This window comes from Novosphingobium sp. BL-S-34 (assembly GCF_056857015.1).
On the sequence record NZ_CM166472.1, the window covers coordinates 1,341,477 to 1,361,010 of the forward strand.

27 protein-coding genes and 1 tRNA gene are annotated in these 19,534 nt (G+C 63.2%); 15 read left to right on the forward strand and 13 right to left on the reverse strand.

The genetic code is table 11. From position 1 onward, the window contains the following. The first annotated feature begins 4 nt into the window (after nucleotides 1-4). Nucleotides 5-985: a glycosyltransferase family 2 protein gene (locus tag AC1VV3_RS06285; RefSeq protein ID WP_132263859.1), complete on the forward strand. Its 981-nt coding sequence runs from the start codon at nucleotides 5-7 to the stop codon at nucleotides 983-985. On the opposite strand, the gene AC1VV3_RS06290 is transcribed toward AC1VV3_RS06285, so the two are convergent. Both AC1VV3_RS06290 and AC1VV3_RS06295 read right to left on the reverse strand, forming a co-directional pair. Further along, nucleotides 939-1,421 carry a GtrA family protein gene (locus AC1VV3_RS06290; RefSeq protein ID WP_431566671.1) on the reverse strand — a complete coding sequence of 161 codons (483 nt, stop codon included), beginning with the start codon at nucleotides 1,419-1,421 and terminating at the stop codon, nucleotides 939-941. The two genes, AC1VV3_RS06285 and AC1VV3_RS06290, sit on opposite strands and share 47 nt — an antisense overlap. Next, the gene (locus AC1VV3_RS06295) at nucleotides 1,418-2,506 is read right to left on the reverse strand and encodes an NAD-dependent epimerase/dehydratase family protein (RefSeq protein ID WP_431566670.1); all 1,089 of its coding nucleotides are present in this window, start codon (nucleotides 2,504-2,506) and stop codon (nucleotides 1,418-1,420) included. Before AC1VV3_RS06295 ends, AC1VV3_RS06290 begins: the two co-directional genes overlap by 4 nt. A 373-nt stretch (nucleotides 2,507-2,879) precedes the next feature. On the opposite strand from AC1VV3_RS06295, the gene AC1VV3_RS06300 reads away from it, so the two are divergent. Together AC1VV3_RS06300 and AC1VV3_RS06305 are read left to right on the forward strand one after the other, a co-directional pair. Continuing rightward, nucleotides 2,880-3,962: a hypothetical protein gene (locus AC1VV3_RS06300; RefSeq protein ID WP_132263863.1), complete on the forward strand. Its 1,083-nt coding sequence runs from the start codon at nucleotides 2,880-2,882 to the stop codon at nucleotides 3,960-3,962. Nucleotides 3,963-3,969: 7 nt separating this feature from the next. After that, nucleotides 3,970-5,139, forward strand: coding sequence for an acyltransferase family protein (locus tag AC1VV3_RS06305; RefSeq protein WP_431566669.1), 1,170 nt, complete (start codon nucleotides 3,970-3,972; stop codon nucleotides 5,137-5,139). A 7-nt stretch (nucleotides 5,140-5,146) separates the two neighbouring features. Here AC1VV3_RS06305 and AC1VV3_RS06310 read toward each other — a convergent pair whose 3' ends face one another. Next, nucleotides 5,147-5,584, reverse strand: coding sequence for a Rap1a/Tai family immunity protein (locus AC1VV3_RS06310; protein ID WP_431566668.1), 438 nt, complete (start codon nucleotides 5,582-5,584; stop codon nucleotides 5,147-5,149). 120 nt (nucleotides 5,585-5,704) lie between these two features. Next, a complete protein-coding gene (locus AC1VV3_RS06315) occupies nucleotides 5,705-6,163 on the reverse strand; it encodes an Lrp/AsnC family transcriptional regulator (protein ID WP_132263869.1) in 459 nt (152 codons plus the stop codon). A 100-nt stretch (nucleotides 6,164-6,263) separates the two neighbouring features. Here AC1VV3_RS06315 and AC1VV3_RS06320 point away from each other — a divergent pair, with 100 nt between their 5' ends. Beyond that, on the forward strand, nucleotides 6,264-7,232 hold the full coding sequence (locus tag AC1VV3_RS06320) for an EamA family transporter (protein WP_431566667.1): 969 nt from the start codon (nucleotides 6,264-6,266) through the stop codon (nucleotides 7,230-7,232). A gap of 51 nt (nucleotides 7,233-7,283) precedes the next feature. Next, nucleotides 7,284-7,583: a YdaS family helix-turn-helix protein gene (locus AC1VV3_RS06325; protein ID WP_132263872.1), complete on the forward strand. Its 300-nt coding sequence runs from the start codon at nucleotides 7,284-7,286 to the stop codon at nucleotides 7,581-7,583. Between the two features lie 359 nt (nucleotides 7,584-7,942). On the opposite strand, the gene AC1VV3_RS06330 is transcribed toward AC1VV3_RS06325, so the two are convergent. Together AC1VV3_RS06330 and AC1VV3_RS06335 are read right to left on the reverse strand one after the other, a co-directional pair. Further along, nucleotides 7,943-8,251, reverse strand: a complete 309-nt coding sequence (locus AC1VV3_RS06330) for a hypothetical protein (protein WP_132263874.1) — start codon at nucleotides 8,249-8,251, stop codon at nucleotides 7,943-7,945. A gap of 165 nt (nucleotides 8,252-8,416) precedes the next feature. After that, a tRNA-Ser gene (locus tag AC1VV3_RS06335) sits at nucleotides 8,417-8,490 on the reverse strand. Between the two features lie 154 nt (nucleotides 8,491-8,644). Between AC1VV3_RS06335 and AC1VV3_RS06340 the strand changes: the two genes are divergently transcribed. Beyond that, complete coding sequence (locus AC1VV3_RS06340; protein ID WP_482962041.1) at nucleotides 8,645-9,970, forward strand: tyrosine-type recombinase/integrase; 1,326 nt, start codon at nucleotides 8,645-8,647, stop codon at nucleotides 9,968-9,970. A 415-nt stretch (nucleotides 9,971-10,385) separates the two neighbouring features. On the opposite strand, the gene AC1VV3_RS06345 is transcribed toward AC1VV3_RS06340, so the two are convergent. The 4 genes from AC1VV3_RS06345 to AC1VV3_RS06360 form a co-directional block, all read right to left on the reverse strand. Continuing rightward, the gene (locus AC1VV3_RS06345; RefSeq protein WP_482962042.1) at nucleotides 10,386-11,042 is read right to left on the reverse strand and encodes a hypothetical protein; all 657 of its coding nucleotides are present in this window, start codon (nucleotides 11,040-11,042) and stop codon (nucleotides 10,386-10,388) included. Nucleotides 11,043-11,159: 117 nt separating this feature from the next. Beyond that, a complete protein-coding gene (locus AC1VV3_RS06350) occupies nucleotides 11,160-11,903 on the reverse strand; it encodes a hypothetical protein (protein WP_482962043.1) in 744 nt (247 codons plus the stop codon). Then, nucleotides 11,896-12,156, reverse strand: coding sequence for a hypothetical protein (locus tag AC1VV3_RS06355; RefSeq protein ID WP_482962044.1), 261 nt, complete (start codon nucleotides 12,154-12,156; stop codon nucleotides 11,896-11,898). Before AC1VV3_RS06355 ends, AC1VV3_RS06350 begins: the two co-directional genes overlap by 8 nt. After that, nucleotides 12,149-12,448 carry a hypothetical protein gene (locus tag AC1VV3_RS06360; protein WP_482962045.1) on the reverse strand — a complete coding sequence of 100 codons (300 nt, stop codon included), beginning with the start codon at nucleotides 12,446-12,448 and terminating at the stop codon, nucleotides 12,149-12,151. Before AC1VV3_RS06360 ends, AC1VV3_RS06355 begins: the two co-directional genes overlap by 8 nt. 607 nt (nucleotides 12,449-13,055) lie before the next feature. Between AC1VV3_RS06360 and AC1VV3_RS06365 the strand changes: the two genes are divergently transcribed. The 8 genes from AC1VV3_RS06365 (at nucleotide 13,056) to AC1VV3_RS06400 (ending at nucleotide 17,777) form a co-directional block, all read left to right on the forward strand. Further along, entirely contained in the window at nucleotides 13,056-13,244 is a 189-nt protein-coding gene (locus AC1VV3_RS06365; protein WP_482962046.1) for a helix-turn-helix domain-containing protein, read from the forward strand. Nucleotides 13,245-13,258: 14 nt separating this feature from the next. After that, complete coding sequence (locus AC1VV3_RS06370) at nucleotides 13,259-13,474, forward strand: helix-turn-helix transcriptional regulator (RefSeq protein WP_482962073.1); 216 nt, start codon at nucleotides 13,259-13,261, stop codon at nucleotides 13,472-13,474. A 397-nt stretch (nucleotides 13,475-13,871) separates the two neighbouring features. Beyond that, the gene (locus tag AC1VV3_RS06375) at nucleotides 13,872-15,266 is read left to right on the forward strand and encodes a replicative DNA helicase (protein ID WP_482962047.1); all 1,395 of its coding nucleotides are present in this window, start codon (nucleotides 13,872-13,874) and stop codon (nucleotides 15,264-15,266) included. Next, nucleotides 15,263-16,081 carry a helix-turn-helix domain-containing protein gene (locus AC1VV3_RS06380; RefSeq protein WP_482962048.1) on the forward strand — a complete coding sequence of 273 codons (819 nt, stop codon included), beginning with the start codon at nucleotides 15,263-15,265 and terminating at the stop codon, nucleotides 16,079-16,081. Before AC1VV3_RS06375 ends, AC1VV3_RS06380 begins: the two co-directional genes overlap by 4 nt. A gap of 13 nt (nucleotides 16,082-16,094) precedes the next feature. After that, a complete protein-coding gene (locus tag AC1VV3_RS06385) occupies nucleotides 16,095-16,619 on the forward strand; it encodes a DUF2280 domain-containing protein (RefSeq protein WP_482962049.1) in 525 nt (174 codons plus the stop codon). A 14-nt stretch (nucleotides 16,620-16,633) separates the two neighbouring features. Next, entirely contained in the window at nucleotides 16,634-16,894 is a 261-nt protein-coding gene (locus tag AC1VV3_RS06390; RefSeq protein WP_482962050.1) for a hypothetical protein, read from the forward strand. Beyond that, on the forward strand, nucleotides 16,875-17,156 hold the full coding sequence (locus tag AC1VV3_RS06395) for a hypothetical protein (RefSeq protein WP_482962051.1): 282 nt from the start codon (nucleotides 16,875-16,877) through the stop codon (nucleotides 17,154-17,156). The genes AC1VV3_RS06390 and AC1VV3_RS06395 overlap by 20 nt, the downstream gene beginning before the upstream one ends. 93 nt (nucleotides 17,157-17,249) lie before the next feature. Next, nucleotides 17,250-17,777 (forward strand): hypothetical protein, encoded by a 528-nt coding sequence (locus AC1VV3_RS06400; protein ID WP_482962052.1) that lies wholly within the window; start codon nucleotides 17,250-17,252, stop codon nucleotides 17,775-17,777. A gap of 124 nt (nucleotides 17,778-17,901) precedes the next feature. Here AC1VV3_RS06400 and AC1VV3_RS06405 read toward each other — a convergent pair whose 3' ends face one another. Beyond that, entirely contained in the window at nucleotides 17,902-18,165 is a 264-nt protein-coding gene (locus AC1VV3_RS06405) for a hypothetical protein (RefSeq protein ID WP_482962053.1), read from the reverse strand. Then, nucleotides 18,152-18,409, reverse strand: a complete 258-nt coding sequence (locus AC1VV3_RS06410; RefSeq protein WP_482962054.1) for a hypothetical protein — start codon at nucleotides 18,407-18,409, stop codon at nucleotides 18,152-18,154. Before AC1VV3_RS06410 ends, AC1VV3_RS06405 begins: the two co-directional genes overlap by 14 nt. A 600-nt stretch (nucleotides 18,410-19,009) precedes the next feature. Here AC1VV3_RS06410 and AC1VV3_RS06415 point away from each other — a divergent pair. Continuing rightward, nucleotides 19,010-19,210 carry a hypothetical protein gene (locus tag AC1VV3_RS06415; protein ID WP_482962055.1) on the forward strand — a complete coding sequence of 67 codons (201 nt, stop codon included), beginning with the start codon at nucleotides 19,010-19,012 and terminating at the stop codon, nucleotides 19,208-19,210. 103 nt (nucleotides 19,211-19,313) lie between these two features. Here AC1VV3_RS06415 and AC1VV3_RS06420 read toward each other — a convergent pair whose 3' ends face one another. Next, nucleotides 19,314-19,484, reverse strand: coding sequence for a hypothetical protein (locus tag AC1VV3_RS06420; RefSeq protein WP_482962056.1), 171 nt, complete (start codon nucleotides 19,482-19,484; stop codon nucleotides 19,314-19,316). Nucleotides 19,485-19,534 lie beyond the last annotated feature (50 nt).

The window sequence follows — 19,534 nt, forward strand, 5'->3', positions numbered from 1 at the left end:
ATCCGTGAACGCCGAGCCGAAGACCCTGGTTTCCATCCTCGTTCCCGCCTTCAACGAGGAACTCAACGTCGTGCGCTGCTACGAGGCGATCGTGCGCGTCTTCGAGAAGCTGCCCGAATACGCCTACGAGATCATCGTCACGGACAACCATTCCACCGACCGCACTTTCGAGCTGTTGGAAGACCTCGCCCGCAAGGACCCGGCGCTCAAGGTCATCCGCTTCTCGCGCAATTACGGCTACCAGCGCTCGCTGCTCTGCGCCTACAAGGCCGCCACCGGCGCCTGTTCGATCCAGCTCGATTGCGACCTCCAGGATCCGCCCGAACTGATCCCCGAGATGCTGGGGCTGTGGCGGGTGGGCCACCAGGTGGTCTACGGCATCCGCCGCTCGCTCAAGGACGGCTTCGTCATCGCGACGCTGCGCCGCGCCTTCTACCGCTTCATTTCCTGGACCAGCGACGACGACCTTCCCGTCAACGCCGGGGAATTCCGCCTGGTCGACCGCCGCATCCTGGTGGAACTGAACAAGGTGGAGGACGCCTCGCCCTATCTGCGCGGGCTGATCAGCGCGATGGGCTTCTCCCAGGTGGGCCTCGAATACGACCGCGGCGACCGTATCGCCGGAGAGAGCAAGTTCCCGCTCAAGTCGATGATCTCGCTGGCGGTGGACGGGGTGCTCAACCACTCGCTGATGCCGCTGCGGATCGCCTCGATCTCGGGGATCGTGATCGGCGTGCTCAGCATGGTGCTGACCTTCATCTACCTCGTCGGGCGGGTGTTCCTGGGCCAGGCCTGGCCCGCCGGTTTCGCCACGACCACGATCCTGCTGCTCATGTCGATCTCGATCAACGCGGTCTTCATGGGCATCCTGGGCGAATATGTCGGCCGCCTGTTCCTCCAGGCCAAGCCGGGCACCCGGCCGATCGTCGAGCAGAAGATCAACTTTCCCGAAGTGATCTCGCTGGTTGCGCGCGAAAGACAGTGATGCGGGTGAGCACGAAGAGCACACCCGCATAAGTGCAGATCGCCAGGCCCTGCACCAGGGCGCTGCGCTCGAAGCCCGCCGCGCGGCCCAGCGCGATCACCCCCAGGTTCGCGGCATAGGACACCAGAAACGCCGCGCCGTAGCGCAGGGCCTCGGCCGTGGAGGCGCGGTGGCGGGCGCGGAAGGTGAGGTGCCGGTGAAGGGCGTAGGAGATCGGCAGGCCCATGGCGAAGCCCGCCAGGTTGGCCGCATAGTCGCCCAGCCCCGCCCGCAGCCAGCCCAGGATCAGGCCGTAGCCGATCGCCGTATTGGCCAGCCCCACCAGCACGAAGCGCGCCAGCGTCGCCGCCTCGCGCGCCAGCGCCGACCTGTCCAGTGGGGGCCTGTCCAGTGTGGGCCGATCCAGCGGCCGGCGTTTGCGCGGAATATCGGTCACTCCGCCTCCTGAGACTGCAGCGATTCCACGTCGTAGAACTGGCGATACCAGTCGGCGAAGCGTTGCAGCCCTTCTTCCAGCATGACGCGCGGGTGGTAGCCGCAGATCGCCTGCAGCTTGCTCACGTCGGCATATGTGGCGGTGACGTCCCCCGGCTGCATCGGCCGCATGATCTTCTGCGCCTTGCGGCCGAGCGCCGCTTCCAGCGCCTCGATCATGTCCATCAGCCCCACCGGGCGACTGTCGCCGATGTTGAGCACCCGGTGCGCCCGCGCCTTCGCGCCGCCAGCGCCCGGCACATTGTCGAGCGCGCCCAGCACACCGTCGACGATGTCGTCGATATACGTGAAGTCCCGCGCCATCCGGCCCTCGCCATAGACCTCGATCGGCTCTCCGGCGAAGATCTTCCGCGTGAAGCCGAAGTAGGCCATGTCGGGGCGGCCCCAGGGTCCATAGACCGTGAAGAAACGCAGCCCGGTCTGCGGCAGCCCGTAGAGGCTGGCGTAGGACTGGCTCATCAGCTCGCAAGACCGCTTGGTGGCGGCATAGAGCGATACCGGCTCCGTGGCCGGATCGTCCTCGGAGAAGCCGCCCGCGCCCCCTTCCTGACAGGCCTGGCCGTCCGGCCCGGCCAGCGGCCGCTCGCCGTAGACCGAGCTGGAGGAGGCATAGACCAGATGCTCGAAGCCTTCCGCATGGCGGCAGGCCTCCAGCACGGCGAGATGGCCGGCCAGGTTGGAGCGCTCATAGGCGAAGGGGTTCTCGATGCTGTAGCGCACCCCGGCCTGCGCGGCGAGATGGACCACCCGGCGCACACCCCGGCTGCGGACCAGCGCGGCCACGGCGGCGGCATCGGCCACGTCCAGGCGGTGGAACTCGAACTCGGGCAGGCCCTCAAACGTGGCGAGGCGCGCATGCTTGAGCGCGGGGTCGTAGTAGTCGTTGACCACGTCGAGCCCGATCACCTGCTCGCCCCGGTCGAGCAGGCGGTGCGCCACGGCATGGCCGATGAAGCCGGCCACGCCCGTGACCAGGACAGGTCCGGTGACGTTGGCGGCAGCGAGTGCGGGATCTGGTGGGTTCAAGAGCGGCTTCCTGTTGCGACGGGTTCCGCCGCAAGGTTGGGCATCGCCGGGCGGGCCGACAATCACCCGGAAGCATAGCGCGCCCGGTCATTGGGGCCGAACCGCGACCCAAGGGATTAACCCCTCGCAGGAAACCGGCGATCCCGCATCGCAGGGGCGCGGCTCGAGCGCGGAAACGCGCCGGAACCGGCTGTATATATCGATCCACCCTAGACTTTCGGAGGACCATCCGGGCGATTCATGGCAATTGACCCGACCCGCCCCGGCATGGTCTCTCGTTTGTGTTCAAGGTGTTGTCCTGAACGTGACAAACGATGTCCTCGCGGCCTGACCTTCCCCGGCATGCACGCGCGGAGGAGCCAGGGAGCGCGACGTGAAGGAGCCGGGTACAAGACCACTTGTCCATATCGGATTCCACAAGACTGCTTCAACGCTGCTCCAGAACGCCCTGTTCTCGCGGCGCGAACTCGGCTTCGAGCGGCTGGAGAACGATCGCTATCACATCCAGCTGGACTTCGTGAAACAGGGCGCCTTCGACGACCTCTCTCCCCACCGGATCGAGAGCTATCGCCGCCGCAGCCGCGAGGCGCAGGCGCGCGGCAATACCCTGGTAGTCTCGCACGAGCGGCTGTCCGGCTATCCCGCCTCGGGCGGATACGACGCCAAGCTGATAGCCGACCGCATCAAGAACTGCCTGCCCAACGCCCGGATCCTGGTCTTCGTGCGCGAGCAGCGCTCGATGATCTTCTCGTACTACCTGCAATATATCAGCGACGGCGGCTCGCTCTCGTTCCGCCGGCTGACCACCCCGCTGCAATGGACCCTCTCGCGCAAGCCGGACTTCGACTTCCGCTCCTTCGCCTATGTCCAGTGCATCGAATATTACCGCCAGCTCTTCGGCCCCGAAAACGTGCTGGTGCTGCCTTACGAGGCCCTGCGCAACGACGCGTCGCGCGTCGCGCGCGAGATCTCGCAGTTCTGCGAGCACGACGCCTCGCTGATCCCGCACGACATCTTCGGCGCCCCCGCCAACGAGGGCATGCCGATCCTCATGCAGGCCCTGCGCCGTCCGCTCAACGCCCTGTTCAACCGGAACCAGCTTTCGCCCCAGGCGCCGGTGGTGTTCCCCCCGTTCGACCGTTACTACCGCAAGCTCCGCCCGATCTTCGCCTTCACCGCCATGTTCGACAAGCCGCTCCGCCGCCGCCTGATGCGCCAGATCGAGCAGTCGGTCGGAGAGCGCTATGCGGAAAGCAACCAGCAGCTTCAGCGCATGACCGGCTACGACTTGCGCCGCTTCGGCTACAGCCTGCCCAGTCCGGCCGCGCCGATGCTGGAACCCGGCATCAGGGGCGCGACGGCCGCCGGCGTCCCGCGCAAGACCAAGCGCTCGCGCGCCGCCCTCCACGCTCACGGCCAGGCGCACAATCACACAGGCGGGTCGCGCACGGCATGACATCCTTGTGACCCAGAGCTGCGCCACTGCCCTCCCGCTCGAGCGCGAGCCGGGCGGGCCGCCCGCGCCTGCGGCCGATGCCGCAAGGACGGGTGACGGCAGGGCGTCCCGATCCGGCGCAGGCTTCAACCCCACCGTCCACGGCCTGCGCGGCGTCGCGGCGATGATGGTCTTCCTTGCCCATGTCCTGGGCGGCCTGGGCGAGAACATCTACCCGCACGACGCCGCCTACCTGGCCGTTACCGAGGCACCGTGGAACTTCGGCCGCTGGGGCGTCTGGCTGTTCTTCGTCATCAGCGGCTACGTGATCCTGCCCAGCGTCATGCGCTATTCCGCGCGCGAATTCGCGCTGCGGCGATTCTTCCGCCTCTATCCGCTGTTCCTGGCCTTCTCGCTGCTGTTCATCGCGGTGAACGCGGCGACGGGCACCATGCCCGAACTGAACACGCTGGAATCGATCGTGCCGGCGCTGCTGCTGGTCAACCTGCTCACCCATACCGAGCAGCTCACGCCCAATGCCTGGAGCCTCAGCTACGAAGTGCTGTTCTACGCGATGGCCTGCCTGACGGTGCACACCGCGCTGCGCCGCGGGGACCGTGTGCTGACCGTGCTCCTGGCCCTGACCGCGGCCGGCCTCGTCTACCGTTTCCCGGCCATGGCCTTCTTCCTCACCGGAATGGGCGCGAGACTGCTCGACGAGCGGGGCCTGCGCCCGCCCGCCGCCTGGCGCCCGGCGCTGGAGGCCCTGGCGTTCGCCGGGTGCCTCTATTTCGGTTCGATCCAGCACTACGATTTCATGCTGAAGAACATGGGCGACCCGCGTAACTACGCGATGCTGTTCTTCACTTCGGCCTATTTCTACATGGCCATCGCCCCGGGCAGCGTGACCGGCCGCCTGCTCGACCGGCCCTCGGCGTTCTACCTCGGCACCGTCAGCTACAGCCTCTACCTGGCTCACCCCTACACGTACCTGACGACGCGCCTGCTTTTCGTGCGCCTCGGCCTGTTCAGCGCTCACTGGGCACTGTCGCTGGCCCTGTTCCTCTCCGTGGTGATCCCGGTGACGCTGGTCTTCACCGAGATCGTCTACCGCCTGCTCGAACGCTACCCCTACCAGTGGTACTTCCACGAACGCATCTTCCACCGCCGCAACCGCGAGCGGCTGGAGTCGCCGTAGAAGCCCCCTAGCGGTTCTTCTTCGTAGTCGTCTTCTTGCCCGTGCTCTTCTTCCCAGTGCTTTTCTGGGGCGCGCTTTTCGTTGACGAGGCGCAGGGCCAGGCCTTGCGGGTGGCCTTGAAGACCTGCTCCGACGCCGAGCCCTTCCGGTCGTTCGGGTTGCGCGCCAGGTAGTCCATGGTGACTTCCTTCAGCTGGCCGATGGTCACGTCCGCCGGCAGGCAGCTGTCGAGCTTGTTGGTCTTGCGCGTGGTGTTGAAGGCATCGACGGCGCCAGTGATATAGGCGATGCATTCGTAGCTCTTCTCGACATAGGTATTGCTGCCGCGCTCGGTCATGCAGGCCGCATAGAGGTCGTCGCCGGTGTAGAAACTGGCGTTCGCGGCAACGGGGAACAGGCCAAGCGGAGCGATCAGGAAGACGCAGGCCAGCTTTACGGATTTCATTCTCGAGTCTCTCCAACCAATTCGCGAACCCTTGGGACAAATCCCCGGCGCGTCAATCGCTGCCGGCAGTCTGCTGCGAAAGCGGACAGCGACCCTCGTGCCTCGCCGGCCGGTTCCGTCCTAGGCCGCCGGCAATGCCGCCGCGCGTTTCGCATGCTGCATCACCACCAGCGTCTTGAACGCGCGGACGTGTTCCTCGCCGTGAAGCACCCGGCGCGAGAAGGCATCGTAATGCGCCATGTCCTGCGCCGCCACCTGCAGCACCAGGTCGTGGTCGCCGGTGACGTACCAGACATCGATCACCTCGCGGGTCTGCCGAAGCCGGGCGACCAGGTCGTCCACCACGCGGCCCTTGTCGGTCTCCAGAGAAACCAGCACGATCATCGTCACCAGCCAGCCCATCGTCCGGGGCGAGACCAGCGCCATTTCCCGCTCGATCGCGCCTTGCTCGCGCAGCGTCCTGACGCGGCGATAGCAGGCGGGAGCGGAAAGCCCGACCGCCTCGGAGAGATCCGGCATGGAAATCCGCGCGTCGCGCTGAAGCTCGGTAAGGATGCGCAAGTCGAACGCATCGGGCATGGGGCTGATCTCCGATAAATATTATCGCCGCGCGGCAATCATAGACCGCTTTTATCGCCGTCCCCGGATAAAAGCATCGCCGATTCCAGCCGAGGGTTCCATGGTCATTCGCCGCATAGCAACGCGTTCCTCCTCCAATGACTTCGCGCCGCTTGCCGCGGTGGCGACGGCCATGGTCTCGATCTGCTGGGGCGCCTCGGTGGCCAAGTCGCTCTTCCCGGTGACCGGCCCGGCCGGCACGACGGCGCTGCGCCTGGCGCTGGCGGCGGCCATCCTCTGCGGCGTGTTCCGCGTCTGGCGAAAGCCGCTGGACCGGCAGATGCTCCGCGCCGCCCTGCCCTATGGATTGGCGCTGGGCTGCATGAACATGCTGTTCTACTTCGCGATCCAGCGCATCCCGCTCGGCATCGCCCTCGCCACCGAGTTCACCGGCCCGCTGGCCGTGGCGACGTTCTCCTCGCGCCGCCGCATCGACCTCGCCTGGATCGGGCTGGCCATCGCGGGCCTGGCGCTGCTGGTGCCGATCTCCGCCTCGCCAGAGGCCGCCGCCGCCGCCGCCCCCCGGGCCATCGACCATGCCCTCGACCCTGCAGGCGTGCTGCTCGCTCTGGCCGCCGGGGTGTTCTGGGGCGCCTACATCCTCATGGGCAAGCGCGCGGGCGAGGTCCTGGGCGCCGCCGCGCCGGCTTACGGCATGACCGTGGCCGCGCTCGTCGCCCTGCCTTTTGGCATCGCCCAGGCCGGCATGGCCATGATCCAGCCGCATGTCCTGGCCATAGCGCTGGTCGTGGCGATCTTCTCCAGCGCCATCCCCTATTCCCTGGAGATGTTCGCGCTGCGCCGCCTGCCGACCAAGAGCTTCGGCATCCTCACCAGCGGCGAACCGGCCGTAGGCGCGCTGACCGGCGCCCTGCTGCTGGGCGAAGTGCTGCCCCTGGCCAAGTGGCTGGGCATTGCCGCGATCGTCGGCGCCACGATCGGCACCACGCTCACCGCGGGCACCGGCGCAGCCTCTGGAGAGCCCGGGAATTCCGGGGCCGGTACGAAACCTGTCGGTAGCGAGGCCTGACCGGCCCGGCGCCGCTTGCGCACGGCGCCGATTACGCCCATGCCTCCCCACATGCCGCAAGCCTCCGATATCCAACTCGCCATCTTCTCACAGGCCGTCGACGCCCTTGGCGGCCAGCGCGCGCTGGCCCGGCACCTCGGCATCGCCGAACGCGACGTGCGCGAATGGATCTCCGGCGAAGCGCCGCTGGACTATGCCACCCTGCGCGAGACGGCACGCGCATTGATCGCCCATTCGGACATGTGCCGCCGCCTGGAGCGCAAGCTCTCGCCCGCCTTCAGCGAAAACCTGACCGAAGCGCAGATCGAACACCTCGGCAATCCCGAAGGCAAGCGCCCCACCGCACTCTGATCCCGGCGCTCCCGGGCGCTCTGATCCCAGTGCCCTCGGGCGCTCTGATCCCGCTGCCCTCGGGCAAAAAGAAAGGCCCCACGGAAAATCCGCGGGGCCCGAAGGATTGGGTCCAGTCCGAAATGCATTCCGAAAGTGCACGATGGCGACCGACGGGAAGCGTTCCTAAATTGCCGCGCGCGCATCCCGTGGGTGCGGGATAGGGTTCGCAACTGCGCCCGGCAGTGACTTAAGTCATTGGCGATGTCTTTGTTCCTGCGCGCAAAAATAAATCTCGCAGTTGCGAGATCGCACTGCCGCAAAGTCTCCCTGAATGCGCGGGAGACCGCTGCCCGTCTGGAGCCACCCAGACCGGGCCGTTACTCCATCCGCTGCTGCGCGAAGGGCATTTCCTCGGCGGGACCGAGCTTCTCCGCGCCGGAGAAAATCGCGTCCAGACGCGCGCAGACATCCCGGCGAAAATCCTCTCGCAGGATCGGCCGCGGCGCGGTGAGAGCGATTTCGTTGGCGATCGCTTCCTTGACGCGGCTGACGGCGGCATCGCCCAGCACGCCCACGGCCTGCAGCTCCTTGCAAAGCTGCACCAGCCCCGCCGCCGTCGCCTGCGCACGAAGCCCCACATTCTTGAGGTCCTGATGCAGCCTCTTCTGTTCCACGCCGATCGACATCGCTCTCTCCTTTTCTGGCCGTTATGAATCTAACGCACAAATGCCGGAGAGTTCCGAAAAAGAACGATATATCGCGCTCGATCGCAGGGGCGCCGCAAGGCAGCACCGAGGCGAAGAGCAGCGACCTGGAAAGCCGCCGGAATGTCCGGAAAGCGGCAAAAACGGTGGTGAGCCCTGCTGGGTTCGAACCAGCGACCTACTGATTAAAAGTCAGGCGACGCAAGTTCCCGCTAAATCCCGCGCCTCCAACCGTCAACACGAAAAATGGCTTAAATCCGCTGCTTTGGCGATAGACATGTTCCCGCACGATCCCGTTTGTGCTTGATGCTCCCCACTTACTGACTTACTGCGACACTTACCAAATGGAGGTAAGGGCCGATGCCGAGCGTAAGATTGACGAAGACAGTGGTCGATGCGGCAGTGCCGCGCACCGACAAGCTTGGCGCCGACCTCTACCTCTGGGACGACGGCAAGGGCGCGGTCTCCGGCTTTGGGCTCAAGGTCACGCCCGCCGGCAGTAAGGGCTTCGTTTTCCAATACAGGATGCGAGGGGCGAAGACGGATCGGCGCTACAAGGTCGGCAAATATGGCGATTGGACTGTGGAGACGGCCAGGGAGCGCGCCCGCGAGCTGCGCCGCATGGTCGACGCCGGAACCGATCCTCTCGATAACGACAAGGCCCAAGCCAAGGCAGCTGAGAAGGCGAAGCGCGATGCTGTCGATCGAGCGTTCGGCGTGGTCGCCGATTCTTGGCTGGAGGCCTACAAGACCGAGCGACGGCAGAAGGGCGCACGCAAGGGGCGCGTGCGGAGCGAGTCCACTATCGCTATGGTGGAGAGCGCCATGGCCTTCCTCAAGAAGCAGTTCGGCAACCGGCGCATCGACGAGATCGAAGATGACGACGTGACGAAGGCGATCGACAAAATCGCGCCTTCGAAGATGGCAACCCGGCGCAACACCTTCGCCAGCGCGCGCATCCTGTGGCGCTGGGCCAAGCGCAAGAAGCTGATCACCGACAACCCGTTCGATCACCTCGAAACACCAGCCGCGCCGGAAAGCCGCGATCGCGTGCTGACAGATCCCGAGTTGCAAGTGTTCTGGCTTGCGACCCACAAGCAGGGCTATCCGTTCGGCCCGTGCTACCGCCTGCTCACCCTCACTGGCCAACGCGTCGACGAGGTGGGCGAGATGGATTGGAGCGAACTTGACCGCAAGGCGCGAGCCTGGGTGATCCCCGGCGTGCGGACGAAGAATGGCGTCACCCACCTTGTCCCGCTTTCCGATGCCGCCATGTCCGAACTGGACGCGCTGGCCCCGGCGCCGAAGGAGGCCAAGAAAATCGCCTGGCCCTCGGCTGGCCTCGTCTTCACGGTGACAGGTAAAACGCCGATCTCCGGTCACTCGCGCGCAAAGCGGAGGCTCGATGCCGACATGGCCGCGAAGGCGAAGGATATGCAGCGCACCGCCCCGGCAGCCTGGCGCATGCATGACATTCGCCGCACGGTCGCCACCGGCTTTCAAAAGCTGGGCGTCCGGTTCGAAGTGACCGAGGCCGTGCTGAACCACGTCAGCGGCAGCCGCGGCGGCATCGCCGGCGTTTACCAGCAGCACGACTGGGCTGTTGAAAAGCGCGAGGCCTTGGACAAGTGGGCTGAGCGCATCCTCTCCCTCACTAGACCGAAAGTTGTCGGCAGCGCTACGGGAGCCAAAATTGCGTGACATCAAGGCGGGTGAGGACAGCTGAAGCCGCAGGCATCACGGGCCTTTCAGCTCGTACTCTTCAAGAGAAGGCAGCTGCGGGTCTAATTCCCGGCGCTCGAAAAGTGTTCGGGCGATGGACGTATGACGTAGCGGCCTTGAACGAACTCGGAGACGAACCTGGGCCTCAATCCCGGGTGCAACACCGTGTCAAAGATGGCCGTGTGCGAATGTCCAGAAAAGGCGACATGATGAAAGCCTATGAAGCGGTGCTAAACCAATCGCGCTCAAAAAAGAGGCCGGGAAACCGGCAGAAATAAGCAATGGGGAGACGTACCGCGCTCCCCATACTATTCGATTACCAATTCTTTAGATCAAAACCTCAAGGTTCACGAGTTGGCAGAAACATGCTTGTTTGTGGGCTATGATCAACTGATCAGGTATCAGTCTGCTGCTCGTCAAGCTCAACAAACCCGTGCCGAGCCTCAAGGAACAGGGAACGGGCATAAGCGAACATATCGTAATCATGCATGTTCGTTTCATAGCCGTGAAGCTCTTCCGAAACGGAAAATACTATTACTTCATCTCGATTGCTTTCTATGAAGTCTCGCAGTTCCGCGTATATTTTTCGCGCCCGTTTCGCAAAGTCAGCCGCGTCGTTTCTGCCGAACATCTCGGGGAGGTCATTGTAAATAGCACTGTAGGGCCGACCCTTGATGTGCTGCTGTGCGATATAGAGGCCCGCTTCAAGTAGCCGATCATCACTTTCTTTGGATGATAAGGCTTTGAAGTAGGACGGTGGTCCCTCAATCCTAAGCCTAACGCCAGGCGCGTTGATCTGCCCGCGTTCCAAGGCGCCAGCGATCGACTCCCTAAGGCTCTGAGGCATTGGCTCATCTGATCTGAGAACGGCAATGATCTCGGAATATGTCTGGGCTAAGGTCAGAGAACCGTGCCCTTCCAAAGATAGCTCTACCCTTAAAGAGCGAGCTTCGCGCAGGTCTTGCGCCAGTTCCAGGCGATCAAGCTCTTTTCCCCGCGCACTGGCCGCGGTTGAGTCCAACCCGGCCCCTTGGTTTGCCTCGATATCCATTCCGCCCTCCAAGCGGCTCCGAAGTGACGACGGGAAGCGCGTCGGAGTGTCGCGCTTGTCGGATGCCTCCTATCCCGTCGCCTTGATCATGGCCCAGAACCTATGGGGCTGTCACGATCATATACGCTGTGTTTCGTTGGCCACCGGAACACGACTCACCGTGACGGCCGTAAGCGCTCCGACATTTCCCGGGACGGCTTCCGCATAGGCCGGCGGATAGCCCCGCAGGCGGGAAGGTACTGCCGCATAGGACTTGGCCCGGATGAAGTCGCGATGGTGCTGGAGGATGCGCCTGTCGGCACCCGGGTCGATCGAGAGGGGCTCAGTCTGGTCCTCGCCCCACGACAGAATAGGCAGCGGCAAGCCGTCAGGATCATCGCACCCTCGATCGTCAACGCCATAGTCCGGATCGCTGATCTCACAGCCTGGTAGCCCAGCCCGCAGCGCGCATAGGCCGGTATTCAAGCCATCTTCATCGCACTGGCCATGAGGGTCGTCCTCTTCGTCGTCCTCATAGGCATGGTCACCGTGGGGGCGGGCGCCGATTAGCTCGTGAGGATAGCCCGCAGCGGTGCGCCCGCGGCGGGTGTGCCACTCGTTCCACGAAACATCACCCGCCCCATCAGAAATGGGGCAGCCTGCACCAGCGGCGCGATCCAAGGCGTCGGCCGGAGGGGCGAACGAATCCTCCGCGTCAGTTTCCTCCAGATCTGGATCGCCCGCGAGTAAGTCAATCTGCGCGATAAGGGCCTCCACCATGTCCCCTAGTTCCGCGAGGGCGCGCTCGGCGCCCAGGACGCGAACAAGATCGCCGGGGGCCACGTACCGTCGGCGGCTGGTCTGAACCTTCAGCTCAAGCATCGGCCGCCTCCCCACAGGAGCGGCAAAAAGCTCGGGCGCATGCAGACTCGACCTTTTCAGCTTCCTCGATCGCTGCCTCGGCAGCCTCCCAAATGACTTCCGCGCAAACCCGGAAGCGGCCGGGCTCGCTATCAAGCGGCAGGTCAGCGCTATCGCGCTCGATGATGCGTGCCATTTCGACGATACGCTGCAATCGGGATTGGATTTCCAACGCCAAGGAGTGCAGGCCCTGCTGGGTTTCGACGTCAAGCATTGGCGCCTCCACGATCATTCTGAATGTGGAGAGCATCGCGAGCGGAGCGGCTTGCGAGGAATACGATCTGCGCCGAGGTCTCACGGATCATCGCCGTATAGACCAACATCTTGTTCATGGAATCGAGCTGGGCTTTATCGCCGGTCTCGATGTGGTCTGAAGCCTCTTCGATCGATTCCGTAAGATAGCGGATCCGGTCCCCCAAAGAGTTGAGTTCTTCGCACGACGCGCCGATCCGACGCACGTTCTTATCCTGCTCGGCACTAAGGTGCTGCATGGTTTTGGCTTTCACTGGTACGGCCTTCGACAGCCGGTTTGCCAGGTAACGGACCTGGCGCCGGGAGGGTCGAAGCCTGCCAGTGAGACAGGTGGAGCGTTTTTCCCTTAAAAAAGGGTATTGTATGTGCGCCCCACTCCCGACATAAGAGGTCGGCAAGCGGTGGACGCCAATCCACGCTCGTACGAACAGCCGCCAAGCTGTTCAGGCAGATAGGCTTCCGCGCCAACGGACGCCCCAACTGCTTCACTGGTCCGGGCTTCGACACCCAACAGGCACAATGCCTCCACAAAAACAAAAGCGCAAGCCTCCCTCGCCAAGGGGAGGTCTAAGCGTGTGTCGGCTTCCCTCGCACTGACCTGCTGAAAGCCAAGGCGTGCAAGATCGACTGATATCTAGTCAGAGCCTAAGCGTCTGTAAGTATCAGAACAATATCTGTTTTTCCGGAAGAATTGGCTGCAGCTCCGAGATGGTAAGTGCCCAGTATGTCTAGGGATAAACTCACGACCATCCCAAGGATTGTTAAGGCGCTAGCCGCGGGATCGACGAAATACGCGCCCTCTGACTGAAGCCCGGCGTTCCACCTAGCACCGATGCATCCAATGCGTCCGAGGTGTTAGAGATGCCGAACACTGATCGCCCCGCCAAGCTGGGCTACTCCATCAAAGAAGCTGCGCACGCTACTAGCATCAGCCGCAGCACCCTTTACGCCCTCGTGGCGGCCGGTCAGATCCGATCAGTCAATATCGGCGGCCGCAAGGTCATACCCGCGAGCGCCCTGCACGCACTCATCGAAGGTGAAGCCGCATGATTGGGGCGGCAGACATGCAGGCTGCCAGCGGTCGTCTGCTGACCCCGCAGGAGGCATCCGCCTTCTCTGGGCTAAGCGTAAAGACCCTCGCCAATGTGCGCTGCACCGGAGGCGGCCCTCCCTATTACCGCATCGGAGGGGGCAAGTTTGTGCGTTACGACGAGCACGAGTTGGCCGCGTGGGTTCGCAGCCGGCGCTACACCTCCACAAGCCAGGAGCGCGCGGGATGACGGGCCCAAGAAAGCGCCCGCGAAATTCGCGGGGCTTACGTCGCGATACCCGGCCTGGGGGTTACCCCGACGCCCCGGGCGCAAAGGGAAGAGACGGTACATCTCAAGATGCAGCTGCATCCATCGCGCCAGATGTTCCCCGACTTCGTCGCCGCGCCCTGCTGGCGCTGCACCAGATCGGAACCGGCGTTGCCCTGGAGGTTGTGGAAGCCAGCGGGCACACTCGCGAACAGATTCAGCCGCGCTTGAGTGAACTGCGCGAGCAGGGCTTGGTCGAGGCCACTGGCGCCCGCAAGCTTAACCCTAGCGGGCAGACCGCTGCCGTTCTTCGCCTGACTGGTCGCGGCCGTGCCGTGGCCGATCGTCTCCTGCGGCGGAATTCCCGTGGGAGTGACGCATGAACACTTCGCCCGCCATACCTCCTTCTTTGGTCAACCCCGAGGCCGAGGCGGCAATGCTTGCCGCCGCCATGTTCGACAACACGGCTATAGACCGCGCTGCTGATCTAGTCGGGCCAGACGACTTCAGTCTCCCGCTTCACGGCCGCATCTGGGCCGCGCTGACCCGCGAGCGTGACGCAGGCCGCCACGCAGGGCCGATCTCGCTCAAGGGCTATTTCGAGAATGATCCCGAATTGGCAGCCGTGGGCGGCCTCGCTTACCTGGCCAGGCTTAGCGGCGACACCTCGGCGGCGCTGATCCCAGCACGCGAACTTGCCGATCAGGTCAAAGGGCTCGCGCTTCGCCGCAAGGTTCGCTCCGGCCTTGTCGAGACCGCCGAGCGCTGCGGTGACCTGGAGGTGAATCTGGCCGAGATCATCGGCGAGGTGGATGATGTCATAAGGGCACCAGCCGACACGTCCTCCCGCCACGCAACCGCCGGCGAGGCCATGGACGCGCTGATTGCCTCGCTGGACGAGCCGCGCGCGGGCGTCACCTGCGGCCTCATTCCCGATCTAGATCGCTTGCTGGGCCAGTTGCGCCCCGGGTCGGTTACTATCCTTGCAGGCCGCCCCGGCATGGGCAAGACCATCGCCGCTCTGAGCTACGCGCGCGGGGCCGCCGATGCTGGCTATGGCGTCCAGTTCTTCAGCTTGGAAATGGGCGCAACCGAACTTTCCTGCCGCATGGCATCGGATATGAGCTTCGACCTTTCGCCCCATGAGCGGGTGCCTCACGATGCGATCCGGGACCGGGCGTTGACCAGTCAGCAGCGCGGCATTCTCGCCGACGCGGCCCGCCACCTTCATTCGCTTCCCCTCTCGATCGTAGACACAGGATCGCTGACACTGGGCGGCCTTCGCCGGGCGGTGCGCTCGCAAAAGCGGCGGATGGCAGCCACCGGCGGGAAGCTGGATCTCGTCGTGGTTGACTACCTTCAACTGGTGCGCCCCGACCGTGCAACCGCGAATGCCTATGAGGCGGTCAGCGAGGTTTCACGAGGCATCAAGGCGCTTGCGATGGATGAGCAGGTAGCCGTGATCGCCCTCGCCCAGCTTTCGCGCTCGGTGGAGCAGCGCCCCGACAAGCGCCCGATGCTCTCCGACCTGCGCGACAGCGGCCAGATCGAGCAGGACGCGGACGCCGTGCTCTTCCTCCTCCGCATGGAATACTACCTGAAGGATTCGGAGCCGGACCCCGCAGATCAGGACGCTTACGACCGTTGGGCGGCAGAGAAGGAGCGCGTCCGAGGCGTGCTTGAGTTTATCCTTGCCAAAAGGCGCAATGGTTCGACCGGAACCGCCTATGGACGGTTTTACGGCGCCTACCAGGCGGTAAGGGGCCAGCCTTGAGCAACAGGCTCATCACTCACGTTTACGGCCGCCAGATTGGCAACCTTGGGCAGTCCGCCGTCATGGCGCTGCTGGCGGATGCGGCGCATGACGACGGCTCGGGCATCTGGCCGTCAAAGCAGACGATGGCCGAAGCGCTCGGCATGACTAGGCGCGGCATCATCAAGGTTATCAATTCACTGATCGAAACCGGCCTTTTGGTCGAAGCAGGCCAGCGGGAATGCAAAAATGGCTTCACAGTCGAATACGCGATTGGCGTTGATCGGCTGCTGCAAATGCCGGTCCTTACGGGCTGGCGGGAAAGGCTTGATCGCCTCGGAACCCGTGAACAAGGTTCACCCCCACCCGTGAACGACGTTCACCCCACCCGTGAACCTAGTTCACATGACATGTGCACCTCGTTCACCCCACCCGTGAACGACGTTCACACAAACCCTCCTTTAACCCCCAAGGAACCCACCAGAGAGGCGCGCGCACCAAAAAGTGTGAAGCGAAAGTCTGCAGCAAAAATCCTGATGGCGGTGGATTGGCAACCGGAACCACTGCCAGATGATCTTGCAAAGCTGGTCGCGCTCTGGCCCGCCGATCGCCAGCAACGCGAGCTGCGCGAGTTCCGCGAATACTGGATCGAGCGCGGGGAGCGGCGCCCCGGCTGGGACCGGACATGGCACAGGCGCATCGGCGACGTGCATGATCGGGTGATGATGAGCGCCGACGGGTACCGCCGGGACGCGCAGCCGACCGTTAGCGCTGCAAGTGACTTTCTGCGTCGCATGGAGCGCCACCAAGCGCAGCGCGCTCATAGCCCGTCTTGAAGGAACTTGAAGAATGAACGCGAAGCAAATTCCGTCGGAAGCCAAGGTCGCCATCGTGAATGGCCTCGCCTGCTATGAGCCCATCTCCGCCGTCGCCGCGACGATCAAGAGAGACTTCGGGATCGAGATCAGCCCGCAGGCCATCGAGGCGCATGACCCGACGAAGCACGCCGGGCGCCGCCTGGCCGCCAAGTGGCGGCGGCTATTCAATGAGACCAGGGCGAAATTCATTTCCGACTGTTCCGCGATCCCGATCGCCCACAAGTCCACGCGCCTGCGCGCGCTGCACCGGATGTCGGTTGCAGCCGAGGATCGCGGCAACTTCCCCCTGGCTGCGAAGCTGCTGGAGCAGGCAGCGAAGGAAGTCGGCAACGTGTTCACGAACAGAACCGAGCACAACGGCTTGAACCACATCCCCGGACCCAATGAGCCAACCTACCGGCTTGTTGGCACGCGTCCGGTCGCGATCTTCGCCCTGCCCGAAAACAGCCGCGATCCAAAGCCGGTAAGCGCGCTGATAGAACAGGGCCAGCAATGACCAAAGGAAGCGACATGACGAAGCCAAAGGCAAAGCGCCGGCATACGCTCGAAGTGCAGATCGACCGCATCACCAAGAACCTGGAGGCTTTCCGGCCTTTCGAAGAATGGAACCGCATCGCTGCACCGAACGTCCGTCGATTTGCTGAGCAGCAGCACGGATCTATGCGCGGGATGTACGATGCGTTGGTTGCAGCCTGCATCAGAGATCGCGAGTATTTCGAGGCGCAATTGAAAACAATCAGGGAAAATCAAAATGGCACAAAGAGGCGGTAAACGGCCGGGCGCAGGCCGACCCAAGGGCGCCAAGGACAAGCTGACCCGCGAGGCCGGTGCGACGATAAGCGAGCTGGCCCGCGAGCACACCGAGACTGCCCTGAAGGTCCTCGTGCAGGTGGCAACGAAAAGCGAGAGCGACGCGGCCAGGGTGTCCGCAGCGAATGCTTTGCTAGATCGCGGATACGGCAAGGCCAGCCAGCCGGTTGAGCATGGTGGCGTGATTGTGATCGCTGTCAGCGCCGAAGATGCCGCTCTCTGATCTGGCCGTTAAAACGTCAAAGGCAGATTTGTAACCGCCCCGCAATGCGGAGTCGTGCTATTCGGCGCGCATATCCGAACCAGGGGGCAAGCGGTGGCTGACGTCCAAGACCAGTTTCTCTTCGAAAAGCACGTTTCCGAGACTCAGCGCATGCCAGCAGTGCTTCTGGGCGTTGCCTCCGCCGCGATAGGCTTCGCGTTTCATGAGACCAAAGATCAATTGCTCAGCAATCCCCTAATGCTTCAGCTTGCCGCAATTATTGCGTGGGGATCGTCATTCACGTGCGGAGTTCTTTTCTCACGCTTCACAGCAAATGCCATCAGACAAAATATAGCTTTGAATATAGCTGAGAGAGCGAATAGGGCGGATTACAAAAAAGAAGCGTCCGACAAGTTTAATGCTAGCAATAGGAAGGTAGGACTTAGCTTTTACTGGCAGCAAATATTTCTTTTGCTAGGGGCCGCGTTATACCTGACTGGCCATATCTGGCTTCTTGCTTCCCGGACCGAAGCCGCCACGGGCCAGCAAGCGACTGCGGCAGGTCCAAAACCGAGCGCGATCCCGGGAGAACCCGCTGTTTCAATCGCTCCTCCAACATCGCCGATCGCAGCGGCCACCTGATCCGCAATCAGTCGTCCACCGCCCGGTATTCCCCAGAGTTGGGGGATAAAGCTTCCGCTAGATCGGGCTACAACCTCTCAGTAAGTGAATAGGCCGCGCGGCGCCGTGGCGCAAATTCGCAAACCTAATGCAGGCTCATATTCTGGCCTGGCACCTCTGGCACGTAGCGGTGGAAGCCCGGTAGGATCGGCACCTCATCCAGCGGAACGTCCGTCTCCTGGATGATCGTGAGCCAGAGGCCGTCATCATTTGGGACTATCCCGACGTGAATGTCCGCAGCAGCGGCGAACGGCGACAGGTCGAGACGGTCTAGTTGATGGCTATCCATCGAGGCGATGCGCTTGCGCTGCGGGTGGACCCGCGTCGGTCGGCGCTTAGTCGCTGACACGCTTCATGAACCCGCGCTTGGTCATGTCGGTAAGCTCAATGCGGCAGTATGCCTCGTCCACAGTCGCGCCGTTGGGTCGCTTGTACCCGCGGCGCCGCAATTCCGTCAGCAGCTCGGAGCGGTTGGCGGAGCCGAGGTGTTTGACGGCGTCCCACATCTCTATGCGCTGAACGTAACCGTCACTCTCGCGCGGCCGGCTGACCACTTCATAGCGTGTAGAGGGCGTGGACGGCGCTTGCGGCATTTTTCTCTCCTGTTTTCTCTGGGTAAGCGTAACCGGGCTCTCATGCGGCTGCAAATCAAAGCCGCTTACAGACGACCGTCCGTAGTTTGGTTTTTAGTACGGACGGAAGTTGGCGCCATGCTCTCGCTCCCTGCCCTCCCCTCATCGTCTCCAAGGACCCAACGGCTGAAGCCTGCCCCTCCTGGTTTCGCTGAGGTCTTCATCCGCTGGGGATGGAGAGGGGTGGAAACGGTCTTCGGATCTCGCACGGGGTGCAACAAGCGCTGGATCACCGACTGCGGCGGCGATTCTCTTGTCCAGCAACGCAGGGCATACATGGCCCGCCTTCGTCAGGTGAAGTATGCTCGTAGCGCTTGATCATTCGATCTGTGACGTGACCGTCCAGCGTAGCGCGCTCTGCGTCGAACTGGCCGACGGTCGCGAGGTACGTGTGCCGCTCGACTAGTTCCCCCTGCTCTCGGTTGCATCGCCCGATGACATCAAGGATCACGACATCGCCGGTGACGGGATGAGTGTTTCTTGGCCAGCGCTGGGCGAAGCGCTGAGCGCCGAGTTCCTACTCGCGAGGCGATGAAGCCGCGATCGTTTCTATAAGGGGGCATGACGAAAAGCATTCGCTTGACCCCGAGAACGGCTATTTGCCAAGGCCCCGTTCAGCGCATTCGCTTCAATGCCAAATTCTTCGGCCTGACCATCACCGACATTGAAGAGATGCCGGATGGGCTCTTCAGGGTAGTTTGCCAGACCCCCGACATGGCAGATGTACTACGGCGCATGCGCGCGCCGGCCGCGAACAACTGACAATCAATCAGACGGTCCACCTTCCTGCGACCGCGACTTCTCTGGCTCTTTGGCTAAACACGCAGCCTACACCCTCTTTGGTAAGGACATAGGCTGCTTTTCCTTACGACTTCCGGAAGTCCACCATCAGGCGAAGCGCAGCAATGTCGTCATCCGGCCCTTCGGCGTAGCCGTTTACGATTCCCACTGACGGTTTGACGGTGACCGGTGACGCCATCCGCGACGCCGCGGCGCGCACGGCCTCAATCTGATGAAAAGAAACAAATACTTTCATATGCTTACTAGAACCTCGTTGTGTCAGGCGTTCCGTCCGTAGCGGTTTTC